The sequence below is a fragment of the Limoniibacter endophyticus genome, assembly GCF_014652835.1.
Taxonomy (GTDB): domain Bacteria; phylum Pseudomonadota; class Alphaproteobacteria; order Rhizobiales; family Rhizobiaceae; genus Limoniibacter; species Limoniibacter endophyticus.
The window spans coordinates 1-21,990 of the sequence record NZ_BMZO01000008.1; the positions used below are offsets into that span (position 1 = coordinate 1).

A 21,990-nucleotide genomic window follows, 5' to 3' on the forward strand; every position below is an offset into this window, starting at 1 on the left:
TTCGTCTGCGACACGCTGTGCTTCAGCGGCGGCAGCAGCTTCGTCGGCAACGCGCTTTTCTTCAGCGGCGGCGGCAGCTTCGTCTGCGACACGCTGTGCTTCAGCGGCGGCGGCAGCTTCGTCGGCAACGCGCTGTGCTTCAGCGGCGGCAGCAGCTTCGTCAGCAACGCGCTGTGCTTCAGCGGCAGCAGCAGCTTCGTCGGCAACGCGCTGTGCTTCAGCGGCAGCAGCAGCTTCGTCGGCAACACGCTGTGCTTCAGCGGCAGCAGCAGCTTCGTCGGCAACACGCTGTGCTTCAGCGGCGGCAGCAGCTTCGTCGGCAACGCGCTGTGCTTCAGCGGCGGCAGCAGCTTCGTCAGCAACGCGCTGTGCTTCAGCGGCAGCAGCAGCTTCGTCAGCAACGCGCTGTGCTTCAGCGGCAGCAGCAGCTTCGTCGGCAACACGCTGTGCTTCAGCGGCAGCAGCAGCTTCGTCAGCAACGCGCTTTTCTTCAGCGGCGGCAGCAGCTTCGTCTGCGACGCGCTGTGCTTCAGCGATGCGTGCAGCTTCTGCTGCTGCTTCGTCTTGCTCGCCGTCCTTACCGTCCTGGCGTGTCTCGACCGCTGCTACTACTTTCTGATCGGCTTCGCTTGTGTTGATGGCGCTTAGGCCTAGTTCGGAAATTGCTTGGTTCAATCGTTCAATCGAATGGTTGATCTTCTGGATCGAAACCATCAACTGTACCATAACCGCCGTCATGTCGATAATCGCGTCGAGAAGCGCTTCAACATGGGGACTGTCTTCGTCGTCGTCTTTGGCGCCTTTGATCTGCTGTTCGAGTGCGGCAAATGTGTCATCGGAGCGGGCCATCTCGGCCTTGGCGTTCTCGCGCACCTGACGCAATTCCTGAACCGCGTGCAGCAGTTCGGTTTTCTTCGTCATAGAAAAATTCCCTTGGGTAAAAATATTAATTAAAACATGCGTTTGACGGGGCCGGAATTGCTTCCCGAAATATGGCCGAATTGTGATAATTTAATCTCAAATGTCGCATGCGTGGATATACGCACGGTCAGGTCGCACGAACTGAGAAAGTCATGCCGCGGCGCTCGAGTGACCTGCGATCCTTGACGTGACCAGTCTTTTCGGCCATGGCTTTGCGCATGACGATCGACGCGCCCTTCTGGAAGACAAAGAGCCTTGCCGAGATGAATCGGCAGGAGTGGGAAGCCCTGTGCGACGGTTGTGGAAAATGTTGCCTGGCAAAGCTCGAGGACGAAGATACGGGTGAGATTTATTGGACGAGCGTAGCTTGTCGTCTGTTCGATGAGAGCGAGTGTCGTTGCTCCGATTACGCGAACCGGCAGAAAAAAGTAGATGATTGCGTCAAGTTGACGCCCGAGAATGTGCCTTCAATTGTCTGGCTGCCCGAAACGTGCGCCTACCGGCTGGTAAACGAGGGCAGGGATCTCCATGATTGGCACCCGCTGATCTCGGGTCGTCGCGAGAGCGTGCATGAGGCAGGTGTTTCGGTGCGCGGTATGGTCACGGCCCATGAGCACGATCTCGATGATACTGACGAGTATCTCGAACATATGCTTGAAGAAGCGCCGTAGCTTTCGCTGCATCATAATGAGGAAAAAGCGATGAAAGCTCTGTTTGCTCTGGCTGCAATTCTTTTTGCGGCGGGTATCTTCGTTTTCGTAAAGTTCCTTTTCGAGCCCGCAGCTCGCACTGTCGAGGGCGATCTTGTGGAGCCGAGTACGCTCCTTCCACTCTCGTTCTTTTTGTGCTCCTCCGCCGTCATTGCCCTGACTTTCGGCCTCGTGTTCAAGATAAAGCAACGCGCCGATAGAGAAATTTGAACAGCGCACCCTCTGGCTTTTTCCGCCGATGACGCGTTCTGTGCTCCCTGAACCGGGAATGAACGCGTAGTTCCAGAAACGTTCAGTTATCCGGTGGCAATGTCTTCGCATCGGCTGAGGGCGTGGGCCCGGCCATTCAAGGAGAAGCAACATGAACGGTTTCCTCAAGACAACGTTTCTTTCGGCGATGATTGGTCTCGGCGCATTCTCAGCCATGCCGTCCGCAGCCTTGGCGCAGAACTTCGGGGTTGCGGCTGAGGCTGGTTCCATCCAGCTTGCCCAGCATTGGGACCGTCGCGATCGTGATCGTGATCATCGTCCTCGCCCCGGTTATCGTGGCCGTTGCACACCGGGTGAAGCAGTCGCCAAGGCACGTGCCATGGGGCTACGCGCAGTTCGCGTCGTGGATATAAATCGTCGCACCGTCACCGTTCGCGGTATAGGCCGTCGTGGGCCGGATCTCGTGACCTTCCGATCAGATACGCCGAATTGCCGGATCGCTCGCCGATAAATGATTTTCTGACGCGCCCCTTGCGGGCGCGTCTTACAGTTTCCGCGTCTGGAGCCTGGCTCGGCGCAGCGTGACGAGTGCAAGGAATAGAAGTGCTGTGGCAATCATGGCGAACAGGATGTTGCCGATAAGGATATGGCCGCCGGCTCCCAATATTCCGCCTGTCACGAACGCGACGAATGTACTGCTATGCAGGATAACCCGATTGGCCGTTTCTTGATTATTTCGCGGAGAGGTCAACAGCCTGGCGGCGTTTAGTCCTAGATCCGTGGCCATGCCCGATACATGCGTTGTACGGACTCTGGCATCCGTCAACCGGGTCGTGGTTGCATTTTGAAGTCCCATGACGAAACTCAGTCCCAACACAAGAACGATATCCGCTTCGTTTCGAGCCAGGTAGATGTCATGCATCGACAGGGCCGCCAAGATCAGTGCTTCAAGCAGTATGCAATATGTGTAGATGGTCGCGATCCGGCGCTTCCGGCCGATCTCGATCATCATTCCGGCCAAAAATGCCCCCAGAATGAACGCCGCAATCAAAGCAGCGAAAGCATTCATGAGCTCCAACTTACCCAGGGCCACATAATCGGCGAAAGAGGATGCATTACCTGTCATGTTGGCAGAGAAAAAGCCGGCTGCCTGAAAACCAGCCGCGTTGATGGCGCCCGCTATACCGGCGAAGACAGCAGCAAGCGCCACATCTACCCTACGGGTCCTGTTTTCACCTTCGAGGATCAGCATGAGGGGGAAGCGACCTGTCTTGCCGGATTGATGGGCGGGTTGATCTCCACGTAATCACTCCAATCGCCGGACCCCATTGTCTGCTTCCTCGAATTCGTTCGCCCTTTGAAGACTATCAGGCAGAGTTAGAAAGTCACGCCTTGACGTGATATATGGCCTGCGGTTTGTTCTACGGAGGTTTTGCCCGTCATCCCGGCCGGAGGTGGCGGGCAAGTTCGAATTATCATGCGAATTTTACGATAGGGAGCATGGGAGTGGAGCCTGCGATAGTTAGAGTGACTATCTCCCTTATCGTGCCCGCGACAATAATGGTTTATGGGGCGGCTTTTTTCGTCGCCTGGTATTTTGACAGAAAGCAGGGCTACCTGCGGCTGATGGGGCTAGCGTGTCTGGTTTTCGCGGCAGGTGCCTGCGCGCAGATTCTGAGTATTCCCAGAGATATAGGGCTGAATGCCCTGTTTTCCTGCGCCTTCTATACGGCAGCCACGTTGCTTGTGGCCGAATCCATGATGCGAAGATACAAGCAATCATACCCGATGCTTTATCATGTCGTCGTCGGCTGTGCGATCATGCTGTCGATTGCCTATTTCTTTTATATTGAACGAAGCCTAACGACGCGCGTCTATATCCAGAATTTCGGCTATGGCCTGATCCTCCTGATTACGGCGTTTCGATTATTTCCCTATCGAAAACGGTCTTGGCCGGATGCTGCCCTGTTCTGGGTCCTTTTCTTATTTGCTGCGAGTTTTTTCCCTCGAACCATCCTTACTTTCGGCGGGGATGCTCCAGTTGGGGCTGCGGCGTTTGGCAACAGTGTCTTCTGGCAATTCCTGCAATTATGGATGGCGATATCGGGTTCGGTTCTGGCTGTAACGGTGCTGGTAATCGCCATGTACGATGTCATGAAGGAACTGCGGGTAAGCAGCGATATCGACGGCCTGACCAACATACTCAATCGCAAGGCCTTCGAGACAAGGGCGGAGCGAATGCTGAGCGACAAACTGCTCCAGCCCATATCACTGATCATCGTCGACATTGATCATTTCAAGAAAGTGAATGACACGTACGGACACAGGGGAGGCGATGCAGCGCTCAGAGAGGTGGCGGCTGTGCTCAGACATCATTCCCGCAAGGATGATCTGGTCGGTCGTCTGGGAGGGGAGGAATTTGCAGTGCTTGCGCCACGGTGTTCTCTTCACGAGGCATTCGAGCAGGCGGAGCGTCTGCGTCAGGCCATCGCTGCAAAAAGTCTTCCAGAAATTTCGCCCCGTTTACAGGTAACCGCCAGTTTCGGCATAGCGACGTTGAGGCCGGGCGAAACCTGGCTCGATATTTACGACGAGGCGGATCAGCGCCTGTACGAAGCCAAGAGGGGCGGGAGAAACCGCGTAATCGCGTCACCGGAAGATGATGGCGTTGAACATGTCACGGGTGTTCAGGCCTAGAATATTGTTGCAGTCGAACGCAGGCTTTCAATGCGGCGCCAGTTATACGATGCGCCTCAGCAGTTCTGCCACCGGGTTTTAATGTTTTCCTGCCAGCCACATTTGTGCAGCAGTGGTGTGTCGTCGGTGAAACTGGGTAAACCGATGCAAAGGTAGAAACTGAAACGCCAGCTTGGCGGAACACAAAACAGCTTCTGCATGGCCTCCGGATCGAGGATCGAAACCATCCCGGTGCCAAGGCCAAAGGCTCTGGCGGCAAGGCAGAGGTTCTGCACGGCCATGGCCGTGCTTTGTTCCAGGGTCGAGGTCATTGATTGGCGGCCGAGACCATGCCCGGCATCGGGCTCACTTTCGGTAAAGATGGCGAGTTGCAGCGGCGCGACCCTGATACCCTCCAGTTTCAATTTTCGATATTCATTCGCGCGCTCGGTCTCGTAGATTGCTTGTGCTTTGCTATTGGCTTTCTCGAAAATTTGGCGGACCTGCTCTCGCTTTTCGGGACTTGCGACATTGAAGACCCGCCACGGGCGGGCATTACCCACGGAAGGCGCGTAGTCCATGGCCTTTTTGAGCGCGACCATGATCTCGTCTGTGACAGGCTCATGCTGGAAATGGCGGACATCGCGTCGCCACTTCATAAGATCGAAGAAGATGTCGCGTTGTTCGGCTGAGAATTGCATAATTACAAGGTTCGCAAATTGATTTGAGCGCGCGCCATTCCTGTTGCCATCCTGATGATTGCGAAGGAAGCCCAAAAATTCGATCCCGCACGGGATCGAACCCTGGAACGGCAAAGGAAAAGATTAAGCTCACGCCCGGTTTTCAGGCAGGATAAAGCCATAAACATTTAATGATATCAATGGTAATGTCGGTACTGGTGGGCCCGGAGGGACTCGAACCCCCAACCAAGCGGTTATGAGCCGCCGGCTCTAACCAATTGAGCTACAGGCCCGACGGAAATCCGCATAGGGGTTTTTTGTCGACTGCACAAGAGCGAATGCCTAAATACCCCCTTATTCACATGGGAGAAACTGCTCCCATTATCCTGAGTTTATGGAGCTTATTGCATGAAAGCCTATCTCCTCCCTCTCGTTCTTTGCAGCGCCCTTGTCGCGGTACCGTCCTTTGCGCAACCCGCAGCACCTAAAGAGCCTGCGAAGCTCATTGTCTCGGGGGAGGGGGAAGCCTCTATCGCTCCCGATATGGCGATCGTGAACCTGGCGGTGATGCGCGAAGCCAAGACCGCGCGCGATGCGCTGAGCGCGAATAATGATGCGATGGCCGCTGTCATTGCCTCGTTGAAGGGGCTGGGAATCGAGGAGCGCGACTTACAAACCTCCGGCATCAACATCAATCCGCGCTATCAGAATATCGAGAAGGACGGCAATACCAATACCGAACTTGTTGCCTATCAGGTCACCAACACTCTTGCCGTCCGTATTCGCGACATTGCGAAGGCTGGTGAGGTGCTGGACAAATCGGTGACCCTTGGTGTCAACCAGGGCGGCAATATTTCCTTCACGAACGACAATCCCGATGCCATCATCGAGGCGGCGCGCAAGGATGCTGTCGCGCGGGCTCGTGCAAAAGCGGAAACGCTGGCGGCAGCAGCGGGCGTCAAGCTGGGGCCGGTTCTCGAAATCTCCGAGAATAGTTATCGTCCGATGCCCATGGAACGCGGCATGAAAGTCAGCATGATGGCAGCTGCCGATTCCGTGCCTGTCCAGGCAGGTGAGAACACCTATCAGGTCCAGGTGAATATCACCTATGGCATTTCGCAGTAAAAAGGGTGCCGTGGCGGCGTCACGGCGTGCCCATCGCGAGTTAAGGTTGCATGAAAATATATAGCATGTAATCTGTTTGGATGAATGATCCTAAAGACATTGCCGATATACGTATCGGCTTCGGACAAAGTTTTGTCAGTATCGCGCGCCTTTGGAGGCGCGCGGCAGACCTTTCTTTGGAAAAGCTCGGGCTTTCGCACGCGACGGCTACGCCGCTGCGCATGTTAAGACGAATGGGGGGCGAGGCTCGTCAGGGAGCGATTGCCGAGGCGTCGGGAATCGAGGGGCCGGGGCTGGTCCGCATCGTCGATCTCCTTGTCGCCGAGGGATACGTCACTCGGCGGGAAGATGCTTCCGACAGACGCGCAAAAATCCTGGTCTTGACCGCGCGCGGACAGACCAAGGCAGATAAAATCGAGAAAGAACTTACTGCATTGCGAAACCTCATCCTGGCCGATGTCAGCGAAGAGGAACTACGCTCCACCACAACCACGATTGCCCGGATCGAAAAGCGCATCCGGACCTTATACGATCTCTAGCCCAGGCGATTGTTCACTTATGCAAAGTCAATCCGGGACGGCGGATATGCGTTCTAGGAGCGCAGCGACGCTCTCTATCGTATAGGGCTTTTGCAGGACGATCGCGTCGGGGAAATCGTCAAACGTGTTGCCCATCTCGCCATACCCGGTTGCGAAGACGAATTTCGTGGGCCCGCCCAGCAGCTTCTCGGCGATCCTGTGGCTCGTCTCGTTTCCGAGGTTGATATCGAGCAGCGCAAGGTCGAAGCTGCGCTCTTCGATAAGTTCAAGCGCCTGGGAGACGGAACTCGCCGTTACGACCTCGGTGGCGCCCAGAAGCGTCAGGATGTCTTCACCATCCATGGCAATGATGAGATTGTCCTCGACAAGGAGTATGCGTTTTCCCGCGAGCGGGTTCTTGACGGATGGCGTGCGGTCCGTGGGGGCGCTTCGACCGCTCTCGTTATGTTTGCTGCTGATGATTTCTTCTGAATATGTAACATAGCGCGCCGGGATAATGAATTGCGCAGTCAGGCCTTCCGGGGCGAAGGTCACCTCGGCCCGTCCGCCGAGGTCGTAGGGGATGGAGCGCCGAATTATCGTGGTGCCGAAGCCTTGACGGGTGGGCTCTTTCACCGGCGGCCCGCCGTTCTCGCGCCAAGTGATTGCAAGGTCGCCATTGCCCGCCAGTGTCCAGCAGACAGCGACGCGCCCGCCATCTGACAGGCTGCCATATTTCGCGCTGTTGGTGACGAGTTCATGAAAGACGAGCGCAGCCGTCGAATAGGCCTCTGGCTGCAAGAGAACATTGCTGCCCTCGAGACTCAACCGTGCCGAGGTCTTGCCGAGATAGGCCTCTGCTTCGGCTTCAAGCAGCATGGAGAGAGGCGCCGGTGACCAGCTGTCCCGCGTGATCTGGTCGTGAGCGCGGGCCAGAGACTGAATGCGCCCCTCAAGCTGCTCGACATAGGCGCTAACCGTATCCCCGGAGCTGCGCGATTGACGGACCAGGCCGCTGATGAGGCTCAGTATGTTGCGAACGCGATGATTGAGTTCGGCGATGAGCAGTTCCTGCCGCTCGTGGGACCGCTGGCGTTCCCTGTTGGCTTCATCGGTCAAGCGCAGCACGACTTCGATCAGTGTAACGCGAATCGTTTCGGCGACACGGATCTCCGCAGAACTGAAAGGCACTGACCGGTTGCTGACCAGCTCCGACCAGCTTTCAAAGCTTTTGCGAGGGGTGAGGCGCGGGCCGTTGGCTCCATATTCCACCGGCTTGTACGGATCGCCTGCCCAGCGCACGGTGCGTATTATCTCCTGGCGAAACAGCACAACATAGTCGCGCGGAAACCGGGATATAGGTATCGCAATCAAGCCGGCGACACTGCCGTCCAGTACGATCTCCGGCATTGCGGAGCCCAAGTGGTCCGTGCTGAAAATTCGCCGGGCATTGTTCTTGTTCAACGCTTTGACGATGCATTCGAACTGCTCCGCGGTAGGGGTCATGCCCGAAAGCGCGTGCCTGCCGTTGATCCAGACGCCGATGCCATCTGCCGGAACGACGCTCGAAAGCGCCTCGCTCAGCCAGGCTGGATCCTCCAGAAGCGTCGCATTATCGGCAACCGACGTGAGCACCTGGTCGGCGATCTGACGCGCCCTGGTCTCGAACGCGAGCGCAAGATGACGTTCACGGCTTTCAAGCCGCGAGGCAAACATCTGGCCAAAGAGTTCGCCAGTGGAGCGGCGTTCGAAGGATGGCAGGCGCGGAGAATAATGATGGCAGGCAAATAGCCCCCAAAGCTCACCATCGACGATGATCGAGATCGATAAGGACGCGCCAATGCCCATATTCTTCAGGTATTCGATATGGATTGGTGAAACCGAGCGCAGGATTGACATCGACAGGTCGAGCGGGTGGTCATGCTCATTCCCGGCGGGGAACACTGGAACAGGGGTGGCCTCCACATCCGCTATGATCCGAAACAAATTGCGACGGTAAAGCGCGCGAGCCTGTGAGGGAATATCAGAAGCAGGATAGTGAAGACCCATGAAGGACCCTATGCCCGGTTTGGCGGCTTCGGCGACAACTTCACCCGCTCCGTCTTGATCGAAACGATAGATCATGACTCGATCAAAACCCGTGATGGCCCGCATCTGACGAGCGCCTTCCCGACAAAACGCTTCAACCGTTGCAGCCTGGTCAAGACGGGCCATCATGGCACGAACGGAACTTGACGCGCTAAGTTGCTCTTCTTCCTGGCAGGGCTCCGCTTCTATGATCACCACCCCGTCGGACATGTGAACGGCAATATCAAACAGTGGGCCATTTTCCTGCAGGCGCAGGCCGAAAATACGTTCGACAATATTGGGCGTGCGGACGATGGTCAGGCGATTGCGAATCGTGTGAATCGCCTCACTGTGGAGAACAGAAGAGAGAGGCTGGCCTATTGCGTCGTGATGCTCGATGCCGAGGTAGGTAGCAATATTCACCGATGCACGCGTAATGTACCAGTTGGCCGCGACAGCGATAAGGAAGCCGAATGGCTGGATAGCGCCCAGCTTGTGGATCGGCTCGCGATCGCAATTCGTCAGATCGACGCGGGAAGTTGGTTCGGTCACGCCTCAGGTCCAGAATATATGCGAACGCGTCGCATACTCAAACGCGTCGCATACTCAGAAGTAATGCGCCGGACCATAGGTTGACGCTAGGGCAGCGTCTATAAGTTTCTGGCTGAATTGTGCTTGATGCAGTGACTCGAGGTGTCGGAACCGAAGGACGTATTGCACGTTTGATGGCTCATGCAGGAAATCTGGAACGACATTATTGCGCCAGGCGTGCTGCCGACATCGGTTCAATTCGCCCGGCTGCTGGGCGCAATTGTGTTCGGCGCATTGATCGGCTTCGAGCGCCAGATGCACGGGAGACCGGCCGGCTTGCGGACCCATATTCTCGTTTGCCTTGCAGCCGCGACCTTTGCAGTGCTTTCAATAGAAAGCGTCCACATGCGCGGTTTTGAAGACCAGCAGGTGCAGATTGATCCACTGCGTGTGATCGAGGCAGTGACCGCAGGGGTCGCCTTCCTTGCGGCCGGGATGATCATCGTTTCTCGCGGTCGCGTCAAAGGGCTGACGACGGGGGCCGGTATGTGGCTGTCCGGTGGCATAGGTCTGGCTGTGGGCTTGGGGCATTGGAAGACGGCCATCTTCGGAACGATCGCCAGCATTTTCATTCTTTATGTGCTGGGCCTTATCGAACCCAAGAAGTCTTCAACAGAAAAAGACGAAAATCCGAGCGACTGAGAAGGGCTCGCGCAAAGGTGGGCGCGTCTTGCTGTGTTGCTTTCGTCGTGCCGTCATGAAAGGACCGTATGGCGTTGACTGCGTCACAGAAGAGGCACATTCGTCTTGACATAAATACATATGTTCAATACGGCTGCCTGCATATTTACCTAGGGAGGATTCCGTCATGGGAACCAATGTCGCTCTTACCGGCCTTGCGCGAGATCTTGAGGAACGCGCCAAGACCGGCAAGCCTATTCGTGTCGGTCTGATCGGTTGCGGGGAGATGGGTACAGATATCGTAACCCGCGCTGCACACATGAACGGTCTCGAAATCGGCGCCATCAGTGAGTTGCGCCTGCCGCACGCACACAAGGCGGTCGATATCGCTTTCCAGGAAGAAGGTCATACGAAGGAAGCCAATTCCGAAGCCGCAATGACTGCTGCGATGGAAGCCGGCAAGGTTGCTGTGACGACTGACTCTTCTCTGGTCATTTCCAACCCGCTCATCGACGTCGTCATTGATGCGACCGGCATTCCAGCCGTTGGCGCAGAGATCGGTTTGACGGCGATGGAACATGGCAAACATCTCGTCATGATGAATGTCGAGGCCGATATCACCATTGGGGCGCTGCTCCAGGCTGAAGCCAAGCGCCTTGGCGTCGTCTATTCGCTGGGCGCAGGCGACGAGCCTTCTTCCTGTATGGAACTGATCGAGTTCGTTTCCGCCATGGGCCACCCGATCGTTGCGGCAGGCAAAGGCAAGAACAACCCGCTCAACATTGATGCCGTTCCGGTCGATTACGAGGAAGAAGCGCATCGCCGCAACATGAACGTGCGCATGCTCGTCGAGTTCGTTGACGGTTCGAAGACCATGGTGGAAATGGCTGCAATTGCCAATGCGACCGGTCTGGTCCCCGATATTGCTGGCATGCACGGCCCGGCAGCGACGCTCGACCAGCTCAACAAAACGCTGATTCCGCAGAAGGATGGCGGTGTTCTGTCGCGCGTCGGCGTCGTCGACTATACGATTGGCAAGGGCGTCGCTCCTGGCGTGTTCGTAGTCGCCGATATGTCGCATCCGCGCGTTTCGGAACGGATGACCGATCTGAAGATGGGCGAGGGGCCATATTTCACCTTCCATCGCCCGTACCACCTGACGTCGCTCGAAGTGCCGCTTACCTGCGCGCGCGCCGCCCTTTATGGCAAGGCCGACATGGTGCCGCTGGCAACACCCGTTGCTGAAGTCTGTGCGCTCGCCAAGAAAGATCTGCAGCCTGGCGACACGCTCGACAATATTGGCGAATACACTTATCGCGCCTGGATCATGACGGCGAACGAGGCCCGTGCCGCGAAGGCCATTCCTTGCGGTCTGCTGCACAAGGGCGTCGTTACCAAGCCGATCAAGAAGGGCGAACTCATTACCTATGACAACGCCGGACCGGAAGCAGGCTCGAAGATTGCAGCGCTGCGCGCTCGCCAGGATGAGCTGGTTTACGGCAAAGGAGCCTAATCATCATGGCGCAAGCTGAACGCAACCCAAGCGAAGCGGACAATCGTCCGTTTCTCTATCGCCAGTATGATGCCGAGACGATCAAGGACGCCTATCGCAAGATGTTGCTCACCCGTGCCTTCGAAGAAGGTGCGGAAGAGAGCTACATGCGCGGCCTGATTCACGGCACAATGCATCTCTCGATCGGTCAGGAAGCTAGCGCCATCGGCATTTGCCTTCCCCTGACTGAACAGGATCAGATCACCTCGACCCACCGCGGTCATGGCCACTGCATCGGCAAGGGTGCGGAGGTGAAATACATGTTCGCCGAATTCTTCGGCAAGGAAACCGGTTACTGCAAGGGTCGTGGCGGCTCCATGCACATTGCCGACGTTTCCAAGGGCAATCTCGGCGCGAACGGTATTGTCGGCGGCGGTCTCCCGATCGCTGTTGGCGCTGCTCTCACCGCCAAACGCCTGAAGAACGATAAGGTCGTCGTTTGCTTCTTCGGCGACGGCGCCAACAATGAAGGCGCCTTCCACGAAGCTCTGAACATGGCTTCGGTCTGGAAGCTGCCAGTCGTTTTCGTCTGTGAAAACAACGGCTATGGCATGTCCACCTCGACGGCTCGTTCGACCGCTGTCGAAAATATTGCTGATCGCGCTGTCGCCTACAACATGCCTGGCGTCATCGTTGACGGCAATATCCTGTCGGATGTGGCGGAAGCCTCGCATCAGGCTGTCGAACGCGCTCGCCGTGGTGAAGGTCCGACGCTGATCGAATCCAAGACCTATCGCTACCGCGGCCATTCGAAGTCGGACCGCAATCGTTATCGTACCAAGGAAGAGATCGATCAGTGGATGACCGAGCGCGATCCGATCGCGCGTCTTGAGAAGGAACTCAAGGAATTCGGTCTCCTCGACGACGCCGGCATGGCCGAAATCCGCGAAAGCGTGAAGAAGGAAATCGCCGACGCGATCGAATTTGCCAAGGACAGCCCGGCCCCACGGCCAGAAGACAGCGCGCTTTACGTTTATACCGAGGAAGCGAAATGAGTACTGAAATTCGCGAACTCAGCTATGCCCAGGCCATCCAGGAAGCCATGGCTATTGCCATGGAGAAGGATGAGCGCGTCATTCTCATGGGCGAAGACATTGGCGTTTACGGCGGTGCGTTTCAGGTAACCGGCGATCTGGTCGAGCGCTTCGGCACGGACCGCGTGATGGACACTCCCATCTCCGAACTTGGCGGTGCTGGTGTTGCCGTCGGTGCAGCCGTTACCGGTCTGCGCCCGATCTTCGAATTCCAGTTCTCCGATTTTGCCACGCTGGCCATGGAACAGATCGTCAATCAGGCTGCGAAGATGCGCTTCATGCTTGGCGGCGCGGTCTCGGTTCCACTCGTCATGCGCTTCCCGGCCGGCTCGGGAACAGGTGCGGCAGCGCAGCACAGCCAGAGCCTCGAGGCATGGCTTGCTCACGTACCGGGCTTGAAGATTCTTCAGCCGGCAACACCGGAAGATGCCAAGGGCATGTTGCTTGCAGCGGTAGCCGATCCCGATCCGGTGATGATCTACGAGCACAAGATCCTCTACAAGATGAAGGGTCATGTGCCGGAAGGCTATTACGAGACACCGATCGGCAAGGCTGCCGTCCGCCGCGAAGGCAAGGACGTAACTATTGTTGCGACCTCGATCATGGTGCACAAAGCTCTTGAAGCGGCTGAAAAGCTTGCTGCCGAAGGCATCGACGTCGAAGTGGTCGATCTGCGCACCATTCGTCCGATCGACGGCGAAACGGTCATCAACAGCGTCAAGAAGACGACGCGTCTCGTCTGCGTTTACGAGGCGGTCAAGACGCTCGGCATCGGCGCGGAAATCTCGGCGCTGGTTGCTGAAAGCGATGCCTTCGACTACCTGGACGCCCCGATCGTGCGCCTTGGCGGCAAGGAAACGCCGATTCCGTATAATCCGGACCTTGAACGCGCTACCGTGCCGCAGGTCGATGACATCTATCAGGCGACGCGCGCTCTGGTTAAAGGAGAGCGCTGATGCCGACAGAAGTCATCCTGCCCAAGGTTGATATGGATATGGCCACAGGCCGTATTTCCAAGTGGTATGTGGCAGAGGGTGCAAGCGTCAAGAAAGGCGACGTGCTCTTCGAGATCGAGACCGACAAGGCTGCGATGGAGATCGATAGCCCTGAGAGCGGTACGATCGCCAATATTACCGGTAAGGAAGGCATCGACATTCCGGTTGGCGATGTCGTGGCTTATATCTACGCGGAAGGCGAAGCGGTAGGCGCAGGTGCTGCACCGGCATCTGCCGTCGAAGCGAAAACCGATTCCAAGCAGGTCGAGGCGCCGAAAGACAAAGCGTCTGCCCCGGCTCCGCAGGCGACACCTGCGGCTCCGGAAGGCGAGGGTGTCCGCGCTACTCCGCTGGCACGCCGTCTGGCGAAGGAAGCGGGGCTCGATCTTTCGAGCGTGAAAGGCTCGGGACCGCGCGGTCGCATTGTCAGCGCCGACGTCCAAGCCGCTGCCAAAGACGGTGCTGGTGCTGCAAAGGCGGAAGCTGCTGACGCGCCGGTTCGCGCTGAAGCGGCGCCTGCTGCCGTCGCGAAGGGAATGTCGGACGAAGCTATTCTCAAGCTATACGAGGAAGGCTCTTACGAGGTGAAGCCGCATGATTCCATGCGCCGCACCATCGCCAAGCGTCTGGTCGAGTCCAAGCAGACCGTGCCGCACTTTTACCTCTCGCTCGATTGCGAGATCGATGCGCTGCTTAAGCTGCGCACCGAACTCAACGCGGGTGCGACGAAGAAGGGCGACAAGCCAGCCTATAAGCTCTCGGTCAACGATTTCGTCATCAAGGCGCTTGCCATGGCGCTCTCCGATGTTCCTGCGGCGAACGCCTCCTGGACTGAAGGTGGCATGCTCCTGCACAAGCATTCGGATGTCGGCGTGGCTGTTGCGCTGGAAGGCGGACTGATTACGCCGATCGTTCGCAAGGCGGAGCAGAAGACGCTATCCACCATCTCGAACGAGGTGAAGGATCTGGCTGCGCGTGCGAAGGAAAAGAAGCTCAAGGCAGAAGAATACCAGGGCGGCACCACGTCGGTGTCTAATCTCGGTATGTTCGGCATCAAGAACTTCTCGGCCGTGATCAACCCGCCGCAAGGTACGATCCTTGCCGTGGGTGCGGGTGAAGAGCGCGTGATTGCCAAGAATGGTGAGTTCAAGATCGCCAACGTCATGAGCGTTACACTTTCCTGCGACCATCGGGCCGTGGATGGTGCGCTGGGAGCCGAGCTGCTCGCCGCCTTTAAAGCACGCATCGAAAACCCGACGGGGATGCTGGTCTAGAAAACAGAAGCCGCTCCGCCTTAGGGCAGGGCGGCTTCATGAATTTAGCGGGGATTTTCCCGACGCCCGACAAGGCCGAAGCGTCTCAGCGCTTCGGCCTTCATCGTTTCTGGATCACAATGTTTTCATCACGGCGTGCATATCGCCGTAGTGGTGGCAAATGGCATGGGCGCCGGCCTTGCGCAGAACGTCTGCATGGCCCTCATAGGTGTGGCCGCCACCGACATAGCCAATAACCTTCATTCCGGCTGCAACGCCACCCTGAACGCCGAAGGGCGAATCTTCGATCACAGTGCATACGGACGGATCAAAGCCCATTTGCGCGGCGGCATGCAGGAACAGGTCGGGAGCCGGCTTGCCCCGCTTGACCATCGATGAGGAGAAAATGCTTTCGCGAGGAAAGAATTGTTCGACGCCGGTAACTTCCAGACTGTGATAGATGCGCTCCAGAGACGACGATGAAGCCACGCATCGCGCCGTCGGCAGACTGGCGATGAATTCCTCGACGCCTCCGGTGGAAACAAGCTTTTCAGTGAACAAAAGCTTGGTTTCGGACCAGATGTCGGCTTCCTTGTCTTCCGTAAGGAGATGACCGGTAATTTCCTCGATCTTGCGGATGATGTCGGCCTGCTTCATGCCGACGCCCTGGGCAATCACGTCGGCGGTAATGTCCATGCCGTGCTTTGCATAAACGCGCACATAGGCTTCTGCTGCCAGTGGTTCGGAATCCACCAGCACACCGTCGCAATCAAAAATCGTCAGTCTGTCTGCTCTCACGCTTATCTCCCGATTAGGACAAAGGTCTCTTAGTTCATGCTTTGGTTCGGCGATAGCCCTATGCTCTTCCTCTATCTGCTGCTGACGAGCAGTGATATGTTCAGAAGAACGTGTGGCGATTGCTTACATATTGACATTTAAGAAGACAAATGTTCTGTGGGTCGGATGCGCCTCGTGGAGGATGGCGTTCGAAATCGGGTGGGAGATAATCGGGATGGCAATTTGGCAATGGTGCCTGCTTTTGATGGGATTGGCTTGGGCCATCCAATCGGCTGGCGTGTGGTTTCAGATGCGCCATTACACCGACGTCTTCAAAGGCATTACCAACAAGTATAATGATGGTTTCGTAGGGGCAGGCCACGTGCGCGGTCGTTTGTCGAAAGGCACCATCGTGCTAATCGTCAGCGACAGGGACCTTATCGTGCGTCGTTTGCTGATCATGAGCGGACGCTCCGTCTTTGCCAAGTTCAAGCGCCTCGAAGAATACGAGGGCCAGACGGTGGAAGCCGTCGGCGCGCATTTTGCCGCGTTGGAAGACAAGGATCGTTCCATTCCGGTAGCCGTCGAAAAAGCCATAGAACAGCTCCACAAGGCACGCGCCAATGCGCTCGAGAAAGCGGAAGGCGCAACAGAAGCGAACAATGTCCAATACGCGTGATCCCAGCGTGATTCATTCGGGGTAGAGAGGGAGGAACGATGTCCATTCTATCGATGCTGTCGCAGCATGCGGATGTGGCCATCCAGCATGCACATGCAGCCAGCACGGTGCTTTCCGATGCGGCTTTTCATGCCAAGGTGGCGGCCGAACATGGCTCAGACCAGATGATCCAGCTTGCGCAGGCAAGCGGCGGGGATATTACGGTCGACGAGTTTCGTAATCGCCTGGAGAACGTCCAGCAGGAAGAGCAGCTCGGCTGGCTCTCGGCTGCCGGGCGTTATTTCATCGGCATCTTCCAGAAAGGCGGCGAAACCTTCGCTGGCTTTGTGACGGGAATCATCCCGACGCTGGTGGTTCTGATGACGGCGTTCTACGCGCTGACCGAACTTGTTGGCGAACAGCGCGTTCACGGCCTTGCACGGGGCGCAGGCAAGATCGCACTGACCCGTTATACGCTTCTTCCCCTTATGTCGGTTTTCTTCCTCACCAATCCGATGGCCTACACTTTCGGTTCGTTCCTGGAAGAAAAGCATAAGCCCGCCTTCTACGACGCCACGGTGTCTTATGTGCATCCGCCGCTTGGTCTCTTCCCACACGTCAATCCGGGCGAATACTTCGTCTGGGGCGGTATTCTCGTGGCGCTTCAGGAACTCGAGCGGAATGGTTCCGTTCCGGGCGGCTACCATATCCAGGTTGCCATCTGGTACGCCATCGTCGGTCTCGTCGTCATCCTGCTCAAGGGCATGCTGACCGAGCGCATTACGGCCATCATGGCACGCCGCCAGGGCGTCGAGCTCTAAGGCGCGGAGGAAAAAATGGCTAAAGAACTAAAAGCAGTCAAAATTTCCAAGGGCGCAGGCGGCTGGGGTGGTCCTCTTGTCGTCAAGGCCGAAGGTTCGCGTGACAAGGTCGTGTCGGTCACCGGCGGAGGCATTCATCCGGTTGCCGCGCGTATCGCGGAACTCACCGGGATGCAGGCGGTCGACGGCTTCAAGGCGCCGCCGGTCGAGGGCGAAATGGCAATCGTCGTCGTCGATTGCGGCGGTACCGCGCGTTGTGGCGTTTACCCGCGCAAGCGGATCCCCACGGTGAACGTTACACCGGTCGGCCAGGTTGGCCCGCTGGCGCAATATATCACCGAAGACATTTACGTGTCCGGCGTGACGCCAAACGACGTCCAGCTTGCCGATGGTTCGGAAGCTCCGGTGACTGCCGGCGTTGCCGCACCCACTGCGGATGCCGGACCGGCCGCGACGGCTGCCGCTGCCAACGCCACGGATGCGGATGCTCCCTTGGCGGATAATAGCGGTTTCGTTGGCGTAATCTCGTCTGTCGGCCGTGTCATGGGCAAGGTCGTCAACGTCTTCTTCAACGCCGGTCGTCGCACGATCGATCAGGTCATCCGTAACGTTCTGCCCTTCATGGCATTCGTCACGATGCTGATCGGCTTCATCCTCTACACCGGTATCGGCGACATTCTTGCGCAGCCGATGGGGCCGTTGGCTAACAATATTATAGGCCTCCTGGTTCTATCGGCTATTTGCGGCCTGCCGTTCCTTTCTCCGATTCTTGGGCCAGGTGCGGTTATCGCGCAGGTTGTCGGTGTTGCGATTATCGGGCCGCAGATCGCCAATGGCACGATTTCCCCCGCCATGGCTCTGCCAGCGCTATTTGCCTACAACACGCAGGTCGGTTGTGACTTCGTGCCTGTGGGGCTGGCACTCGGAGAAGCCAAGCCGAAGACTATCGAAATTGGCGTCCCTGCCGTTCTGATCTCGCGTCAGATCATGGGACCGGTTTCGGTTCTCATTGCCTGGGCTGTCAGCCTGGTGGTTTTCTAACCCAAACTCTTCAAAACGGGCGGCGAGGCTTCATGTTGCCGCCCGTTTTTCATGCCATACACGCCGAATAATGGCGACATTGAAGGATAAGAACATGACGCTGCACCTGAAGACCAAGATCACCGCCGTTGGACCCGATGTCGCGGATCTCGCCGAAGGCGGTGTTCTTATTCTTTTCGCGGACGGCTCGCCGGCTGAACTGGCGGAAGTCTCCGTTCTGCATCGCGTTGAAGGTGAAGCCGCGCAGACAGCTCCCACCGTCGGAACGGCAATCAAGGTCGGTGATGTTTCAGCGGAAATCACCGCAATCGGCGAGAAAGCCTGGGCCAAGGTGCTCGATATAGGTCATGTCGTCATCAAATTTACCGGCGCATCGACAACTGAAACGCCCGGCGAAATTGCCGCCAGCGAAGTCGACGGCGCAGCCCTGACCGCAGCCTTGAAAGAGGGCGCGGACATTATCATCGGTGCCTAAAGCGCATCTGGTCGAGATAGCGGGTCGGAAGGCTCGCTCTCCCAAAAAACATCGAGAGAACTGAAAATGGAACGTTCCACGGTTGTCCGGGTCAAGGATGGCTTGCATGCCCGCCCGGCTGCACGCTTCGTCAAGCTCGCAAAATCCTTCGAGAGCGATATCAATCTCGTCAAGGGCGAAAAGAGCGTGAGTGCCAAGAGCACAGTCAAGCTCATGTTGCTCGGCGTCAAGGAAAACGAAGAATTGACCGTGCAGGCGGAAGGTGCAGATGCCGTTGAGGCGCTGGAAGCACTGATTGCCTTCCTGGACGATCCGATGTCGGGTCTCGAGGAAGAGCCTGCTGCTGTCGTGGAAGCAGAGGCCACGCCGCCTGCTGAAAAGCCGGCTGCGCAAGCCGCCGCCCCAGAGGGTGGAATAAAGGGTGTCGCGGCATCGGAAGGCGTTCATATCGGTCCGGTATTCGCGCATTTCCCGAAGCAGATCGAGCCGCTCGACCGGAAGCTTGCGGCTGACCAGATCGCCCCGGCGCTGGCGCAGTTCCAGGCTGCGGTTGCAGCGGTTCAGGAGCGCATGGACCGTTCCTTGCGCGAGGATAATCTCGCGGCCTCCGACAAGGGGATCGTCTCTGCCCTGCGTGAAATCGCAGGTGACGAAACATTGATCGAGGACAGTGAGAACGCCATCCGCAACGGGGTCGAACCGGTCGGTGCTGTGATTGCAGCTGCATCACAACTGTCCGCCCAGTTCTCGCAGGTGGATGATCCCTATCTGCGTGCCCGTGCCGACGATGTCTCTGCGGTCGGTCGCCAGATTTGTTTGGCATTGCTTGGCGAAGAAGACGTTTCTCTCGACAGGCTTCCGAAAGGCTCGGTGCTGATTGCCGAAGATATCGGTGCTTGGGATCTGGCGCGGGCTGACCTGAAGAGCATTGGCGCGATCGTTTGCGGTCACGGCGCTGCTACCTCGCACATTGCCATTATTGCCCGTACACATGGTATTCCAGCTGTACTGGGCCTTGGGAAGAGCGTGCACGACCTCGCAGGCGCAAAAACCGTCGCTGTCGACGGTGATAAGGGGGTGGTCTTCCCTGATCCAGACGCTGCCGTTGCGGCTCGTTTCGAGGAGACGCTAGCCAAGGCAAATGCCGAAAAGGAGGCGCTGAGAATCTACCGCGATCTCGAGCCGACGCTCGATGACGGTACCGTGATCGAAGTTGCCGCCAATCTTGGCGCGACGGAAGAAATCGAAGCCGCGCAGGAAGCGGGTGCTATGGGCATTGGCCTATTTCGCACGGAGCTTCTCTTTATGCGCCACACGCATCTTCCCTCGGAAGATATGCAATATGATGTGTACAAGCAGTTGGTGGAAGCTTTCCCGAAGCACTCCGTGATTGTGCGCACTCTCGATATTGGTGGCGACAAACCCATTGCGGGCATCGAATTCCCTTCGGAGGAAAACCCTTTCCTTGGCTGGCGCGGCATCCGCATGTGCCTTGAGCGCCCGGACATGTTCAAGATGCAGCTGCGGGCGTTGTTGCGCGCAGCTGTCCACGGTAATCTGAAGGTCATGCTTCCCATGATCTCCACGGTTGACGAGATCGAGCGTACCGAGCGGCTGATCGAGGAATGCCGCCAGGAGCTGAAGGAAAAACGCATTGCCTTCGGTGATTTCGCCCTTGGGGTCATGATAGAGACGCCGGCTGCGGTGCTGATTGCGCCAATGCTTGCCAAGAAGGCAGCCTTCTTCTCCATCGGTACGAATGATCTGACGCAATATATCATGGCGGCCGATCGTCTGAATCCGGCGGTTGCCGGCTTGAACGATGTGACCAATCCGGCTGTCATGGCGGCGATCGAGATGGTGGCGAAGGCAGGTCGCCAAGCGGGTATCATGGTTGGCATGTGCGGTGAGGCAGCGGGCCGCCCGGATCTCATTCCCGAGTTCGTTCGCTTCGGCCTGACGGAACTTTCGATGAGTCCGGCGTCTATTCCGCGTGCCAAGCGTACGCTGAGCGAACTTGGCAAGAAATCGGCAGCCTGACAGGCAATCGAAAGGCCGGTGCATCTGCATCGGCGTTTCTCCGAATAAAAATCAATAGCCTAAAGTCGCGCAGGCGCTGCATGTCTTCACCATTGACGCTGACGGCGCATGTCTATTTTGTATCGCTGTAAATCTAGATGATTCCGATTTCGTGCGAATCAAATGCTTTTGGAGGATCTGTGGCGAGGAGAGGCAACAAGGCTTCAGACGATGATTCCATGCCGTCCGGACAGCTGGGGGGAGACAGCCGTCAGGATCGACTGCGTATGCGCGCGGCCTGGATGTATTTCATCGAACAGATGACGCAGAACGAGATCGCCGAGACGCTTGGCATCGGTCGTGTCAGCGTGGTTCGGATGCTGGCTGAAGCGCGCGGCCGCAACGAGGTGAAGGTCACCATCCAGGGCGAGCTGGCCGAAGCAACACGTCTCGAGCGTGCGCTCGAAGATCGTTTCGGCATCGATCGTGTTTACGTTGCGCCTATCTCGGGCGAAGAAGCTGATCCCGTCCCGGCGATCGCTGCCGTTACCGGCGCCTATCTTTCCGAAGCCATGAAGGCCGGTATGTCGGTTGGCGTTGGCTGGGGCAAGACGCTTCTGGCAACATTGCCATTCATCGACGCGCGTTCGTTGGCGGATTTCAAGGTGATCTCGCTGCTGGGCGGCATCGGTCACGCCCGGCGTTATAATCCGGCTGAATTTGCATGGCGTTTTGCACAGGTGTTTCAGGGCGACGGTTATCTGATGCCGGCTCCTGCGGTGGTCGATAGCGTCGAAACGCGGGTCGCTCTTATCGAGCGCTGCGGCTTGAACGAAATCTTCGAGATGGCGGACAAGCTCGATGCGGCACTACTTTCCGTGGGGGGTATGTCGGCTGCCACAACACTCTATCGTGGCGGCTTTCTCAAGGAAGAAGACCGTGCCGTGCTGGAAAACCATGGAGCCGTGGGCGATCTTCTTTATCATTTCTATGATGCGGAAGGGCAACTGGTCGATCACCCGATCAACTCGCTGATCATGTCGGTTGATGTCGAGCGCCTGAAGAAGGTGCCGGTGCGAATTCTGACCTCCGGCGGACCGGACAAGGTGGACGCCCTGATGGGGGCGCTGAAGCTGATTGAGCCCACGGTTTTCATCACCGACGAAGAAAGCGCGCGGAAGATGCTTGAGCGCGCTTAAATTTCCGCGGTAAGAACAATAAAGCCGGCCCTCGTGGGGCCGGTTTT

At 57.3% G+C, this 21,990-nt stretch carries 22 protein-coding genes and 1 tRNA gene; 17 read left to right on the forward strand and 6 right to left on the reverse strand.

Translation table 11 applies throughout. The features are described from left to right. Positions 1-921 (reverse strand): hypothetical protein (locus IE151_RS12055; protein ID WP_189490505.1); only part of this gene is annotated, 921 nt, incomplete at its 3' end. A 224-nt stretch (positions 922-1,145) separates the two neighbouring features. On the opposite strand from IE151_RS12055, the gene IE151_RS12060 reads away from it, so the two are divergent. The 3 genes from IE151_RS12060 to IE151_RS12070 all read left to right on the forward strand — a co-directional run bounded on the left by IE151_RS12060 (position 1,146) and on the right by IE151_RS12070 (position 2,352). Continuing rightward, positions 1,146-1,592, forward strand: coding sequence for a YcgN family cysteine cluster protein (locus IE151_RS12060; protein WP_189490926.1), 447 nt, complete (start codon positions 1,146-1,148; stop codon positions 1,590-1,592). A 30-nt stretch (positions 1,593-1,622) separates the two neighbouring features. Then, positions 1,623-1,841, forward strand: coding sequence for a hypothetical protein (locus IE151_RS12065; RefSeq protein WP_189490507.1), 219 nt, complete (start codon positions 1,623-1,625; stop codon positions 1,839-1,841). Between the two features lie 151 nt (positions 1,842-1,992). Further along, positions 1,993-2,352: a hypothetical protein gene (locus IE151_RS12070; RefSeq protein ID WP_189490509.1), complete on the forward strand. Its 360-nt coding sequence runs from the start codon at positions 1,993-1,995 to the stop codon at positions 2,350-2,352. A 33-nt stretch (positions 2,353-2,385) separates the two neighbouring features. On the opposite strand, the gene IE151_RS12075 is transcribed toward IE151_RS12070, so the two are convergent. Next, on the reverse strand, positions 2,386-3,093 hold the full coding sequence (locus tag IE151_RS12075; protein WP_189490511.1) for a YoaK family protein: 708 nt from the start codon (positions 3,091-3,093) through the stop codon (positions 2,386-2,388). 275 nt (positions 3,094-3,368) lie between these two features. Here IE151_RS12075 and IE151_RS12080 point away from each other — a divergent pair, with 275 nt between their 5' ends. After that, positions 3,369-4,538 (forward strand): GGDEF domain-containing protein, encoded by a 1,170-nt coding sequence (locus IE151_RS12080; protein ID WP_189490513.1) that lies wholly within the window; start codon positions 3,369-3,371, stop codon positions 4,536-4,538. Positions 4,539-4,594: 56 nt separating this feature from the next. Here the strand turns inward: IE151_RS12080 and bluB are convergent, their stop codons facing one another. Together bluB and IE151_RS12090 are read right to left on the reverse strand one after the other, a co-directional pair. Then, positions 4,595-5,218 (reverse strand): 5,6-dimethylbenzimidazole synthase, encoded by a 624-nt coding sequence (bluB, locus tag IE151_RS12085; RefSeq protein WP_189490929.1) that lies wholly within the window; start codon positions 5,216-5,218, stop codon positions 4,595-4,597. Positions 5,219-5,413: 195 nt separating this feature from the next. Next, positions 5,414-5,490: transfer RNA gene (locus tag IE151_RS12090), tRNA-Ile, on the reverse strand. Between the two features lie 115 nt (positions 5,491-5,605). Between IE151_RS12090 and IE151_RS12095 the strand changes: the two genes are divergently transcribed. Beyond that, on the forward strand, positions 5,606-6,322 hold the full coding sequence (locus tag IE151_RS12095) for an SIMPL domain-containing protein (protein WP_189490515.1): 717 nt from the start codon (positions 5,606-5,608) through the stop codon (positions 6,320-6,322). A gap of 80 nt (positions 6,323-6,402) precedes the next feature. After that, positions 6,403-6,861: a MarR family winged helix-turn-helix transcriptional regulator gene (locus IE151_RS12100; RefSeq protein ID WP_189490517.1), complete on the forward strand. Its 459-nt coding sequence runs from the start codon at positions 6,403-6,405 to the stop codon at positions 6,859-6,861. 27 nt (positions 6,862-6,888) lie between these two features. Here the strand turns inward: IE151_RS12100 and IE151_RS12105 are convergent, their stop codons facing one another. Then, the gene (locus tag IE151_RS12105; protein WP_189490519.1) at positions 6,889-9,459 is read right to left on the reverse strand and encodes an HWE histidine kinase domain-containing protein; all 2,571 of its coding nucleotides are present in this window, start codon (positions 9,457-9,459) and stop codon (positions 6,889-6,891) included. Positions 9,460-9,639: 180 nt separating this feature from the next. On the opposite strand from IE151_RS12105, the gene IE151_RS12110 reads away from it, so the two are divergent. The 5 genes from IE151_RS12110 to IE151_RS12130 all read left to right on the forward strand — a co-directional run bounded on the left by IE151_RS12110 (position 9,640) and on the right by IE151_RS12130 (position 14,974). Further along, on the forward strand, positions 9,640-10,140 hold the full coding sequence (locus tag IE151_RS12110; protein WP_189490522.1) for an MgtC/SapB family protein: 501 nt from the start codon (positions 9,640-9,642) through the stop codon (positions 10,138-10,140). A gap of 166 nt (positions 10,141-10,306) precedes the next feature. Further along, complete coding sequence (locus tag IE151_RS12115) at positions 10,307-11,632, forward strand: NAD(P)H-dependent oxidoreductase (protein ID WP_189490524.1); 1,326 nt, start codon at positions 10,307-10,309, stop codon at positions 11,630-11,632. A gap of 5 nt (positions 11,633-11,637) precedes the next feature. Beyond that, complete coding sequence (locus IE151_RS12120) at positions 11,638-12,666, forward strand: thiamine pyrophosphate-dependent dehydrogenase E1 component subunit alpha (RefSeq protein ID WP_189490526.1); 1,029 nt, start codon at positions 11,638-11,640, stop codon at positions 12,664-12,666. Further along, the gene (locus tag IE151_RS12125) at positions 12,663-13,661 is read left to right on the forward strand and encodes an alpha-ketoacid dehydrogenase subunit beta (RefSeq protein ID WP_189490528.1); all 999 of its coding nucleotides are present in this window, start codon (positions 12,663-12,665) and stop codon (positions 13,659-13,661) included. Before IE151_RS12120 ends, IE151_RS12125 begins: the two co-directional genes overlap by 4 nt. Beyond that, positions 13,661-14,974 carry a pyruvate dehydrogenase complex dihydrolipoamide acetyltransferase gene (locus IE151_RS12130; RefSeq protein ID WP_189490531.1) on the forward strand — a complete coding sequence of 438 codons (1,314 nt, stop codon included), beginning with the start codon at positions 13,661-13,663 and terminating at the stop codon, positions 14,972-14,974. The genes IE151_RS12125 and IE151_RS12130 overlap by 1 nt, the downstream gene beginning before the upstream one ends. Positions 14,975-15,088: 114 nt before the next feature. Here the strand turns inward: IE151_RS12130 and IE151_RS12135 are convergent, their stop codons facing one another. Then, positions 15,089-15,751 (reverse strand): HAD family hydrolase, encoded by a 663-nt coding sequence (locus IE151_RS12135; RefSeq protein WP_189490534.1) that lies wholly within the window; start codon positions 15,749-15,751, stop codon positions 15,089-15,091. A gap of 214 nt (positions 15,752-15,965) precedes the next feature. On the opposite strand from IE151_RS12135, the gene IE151_RS12140 reads away from it, so the two are divergent. From IE151_RS12140 to IE151_RS12165, 6 genes are all read left to right on the forward strand, one after another. Beyond that, complete coding sequence (locus IE151_RS12140) at positions 15,966-16,409, forward strand: transcriptional regulator GutM (RefSeq protein WP_189490535.1); 444 nt, start codon at positions 15,966-15,968, stop codon at positions 16,407-16,409. A gap of 38 nt (positions 16,410-16,447) precedes the next feature. Then, positions 16,448-17,209 carry a PTS glucitol/sorbitol transporter subunit IIC gene (gene srlA, locus IE151_RS12145; RefSeq protein ID WP_189490537.1) on the forward strand — a complete coding sequence of 254 codons (762 nt, stop codon included), beginning with the start codon at positions 16,448-16,450 and terminating at the stop codon, positions 17,207-17,209. 15 nt (positions 17,210-17,224) lie between these two features. Next, a complete protein-coding gene (gene srlE, locus IE151_RS12150; RefSeq protein WP_189490539.1) occupies positions 17,225-18,250 on the forward strand; it encodes a PTS glucitol/sorbitol transporter subunit IIB in 1,026 nt (341 codons plus the stop codon). Positions 18,251-18,344: 94 nt separating this feature from the next. Beyond that, positions 18,345-18,725: a PTS glucitol/sorbitol transporter subunit IIA gene (locus tag IE151_RS12155; RefSeq protein ID WP_189490541.1), complete on the forward strand. Its 381-nt coding sequence runs from the start codon at positions 18,345-18,347 to the stop codon at positions 18,723-18,725. A gap of 66 nt (positions 18,726-18,791) precedes the next feature. Beyond that, positions 18,792-20,765, forward strand: coding sequence for a phosphoenolpyruvate--protein phosphotransferase (ptsP, locus tag IE151_RS12160; RefSeq protein ID WP_189490543.1), 1,974 nt, complete (start codon positions 18,792-18,794; stop codon positions 20,763-20,765). A gap of 218 nt (positions 20,766-20,983) precedes the next feature. Further along, complete coding sequence (locus IE151_RS12165; RefSeq protein ID WP_244636746.1) at positions 20,984-21,943, forward strand: sugar-binding transcriptional regulator; 960 nt, start codon at positions 20,984-20,986, stop codon at positions 21,941-21,943. Positions 21,944-21,990 lie beyond the last annotated feature (47 nt).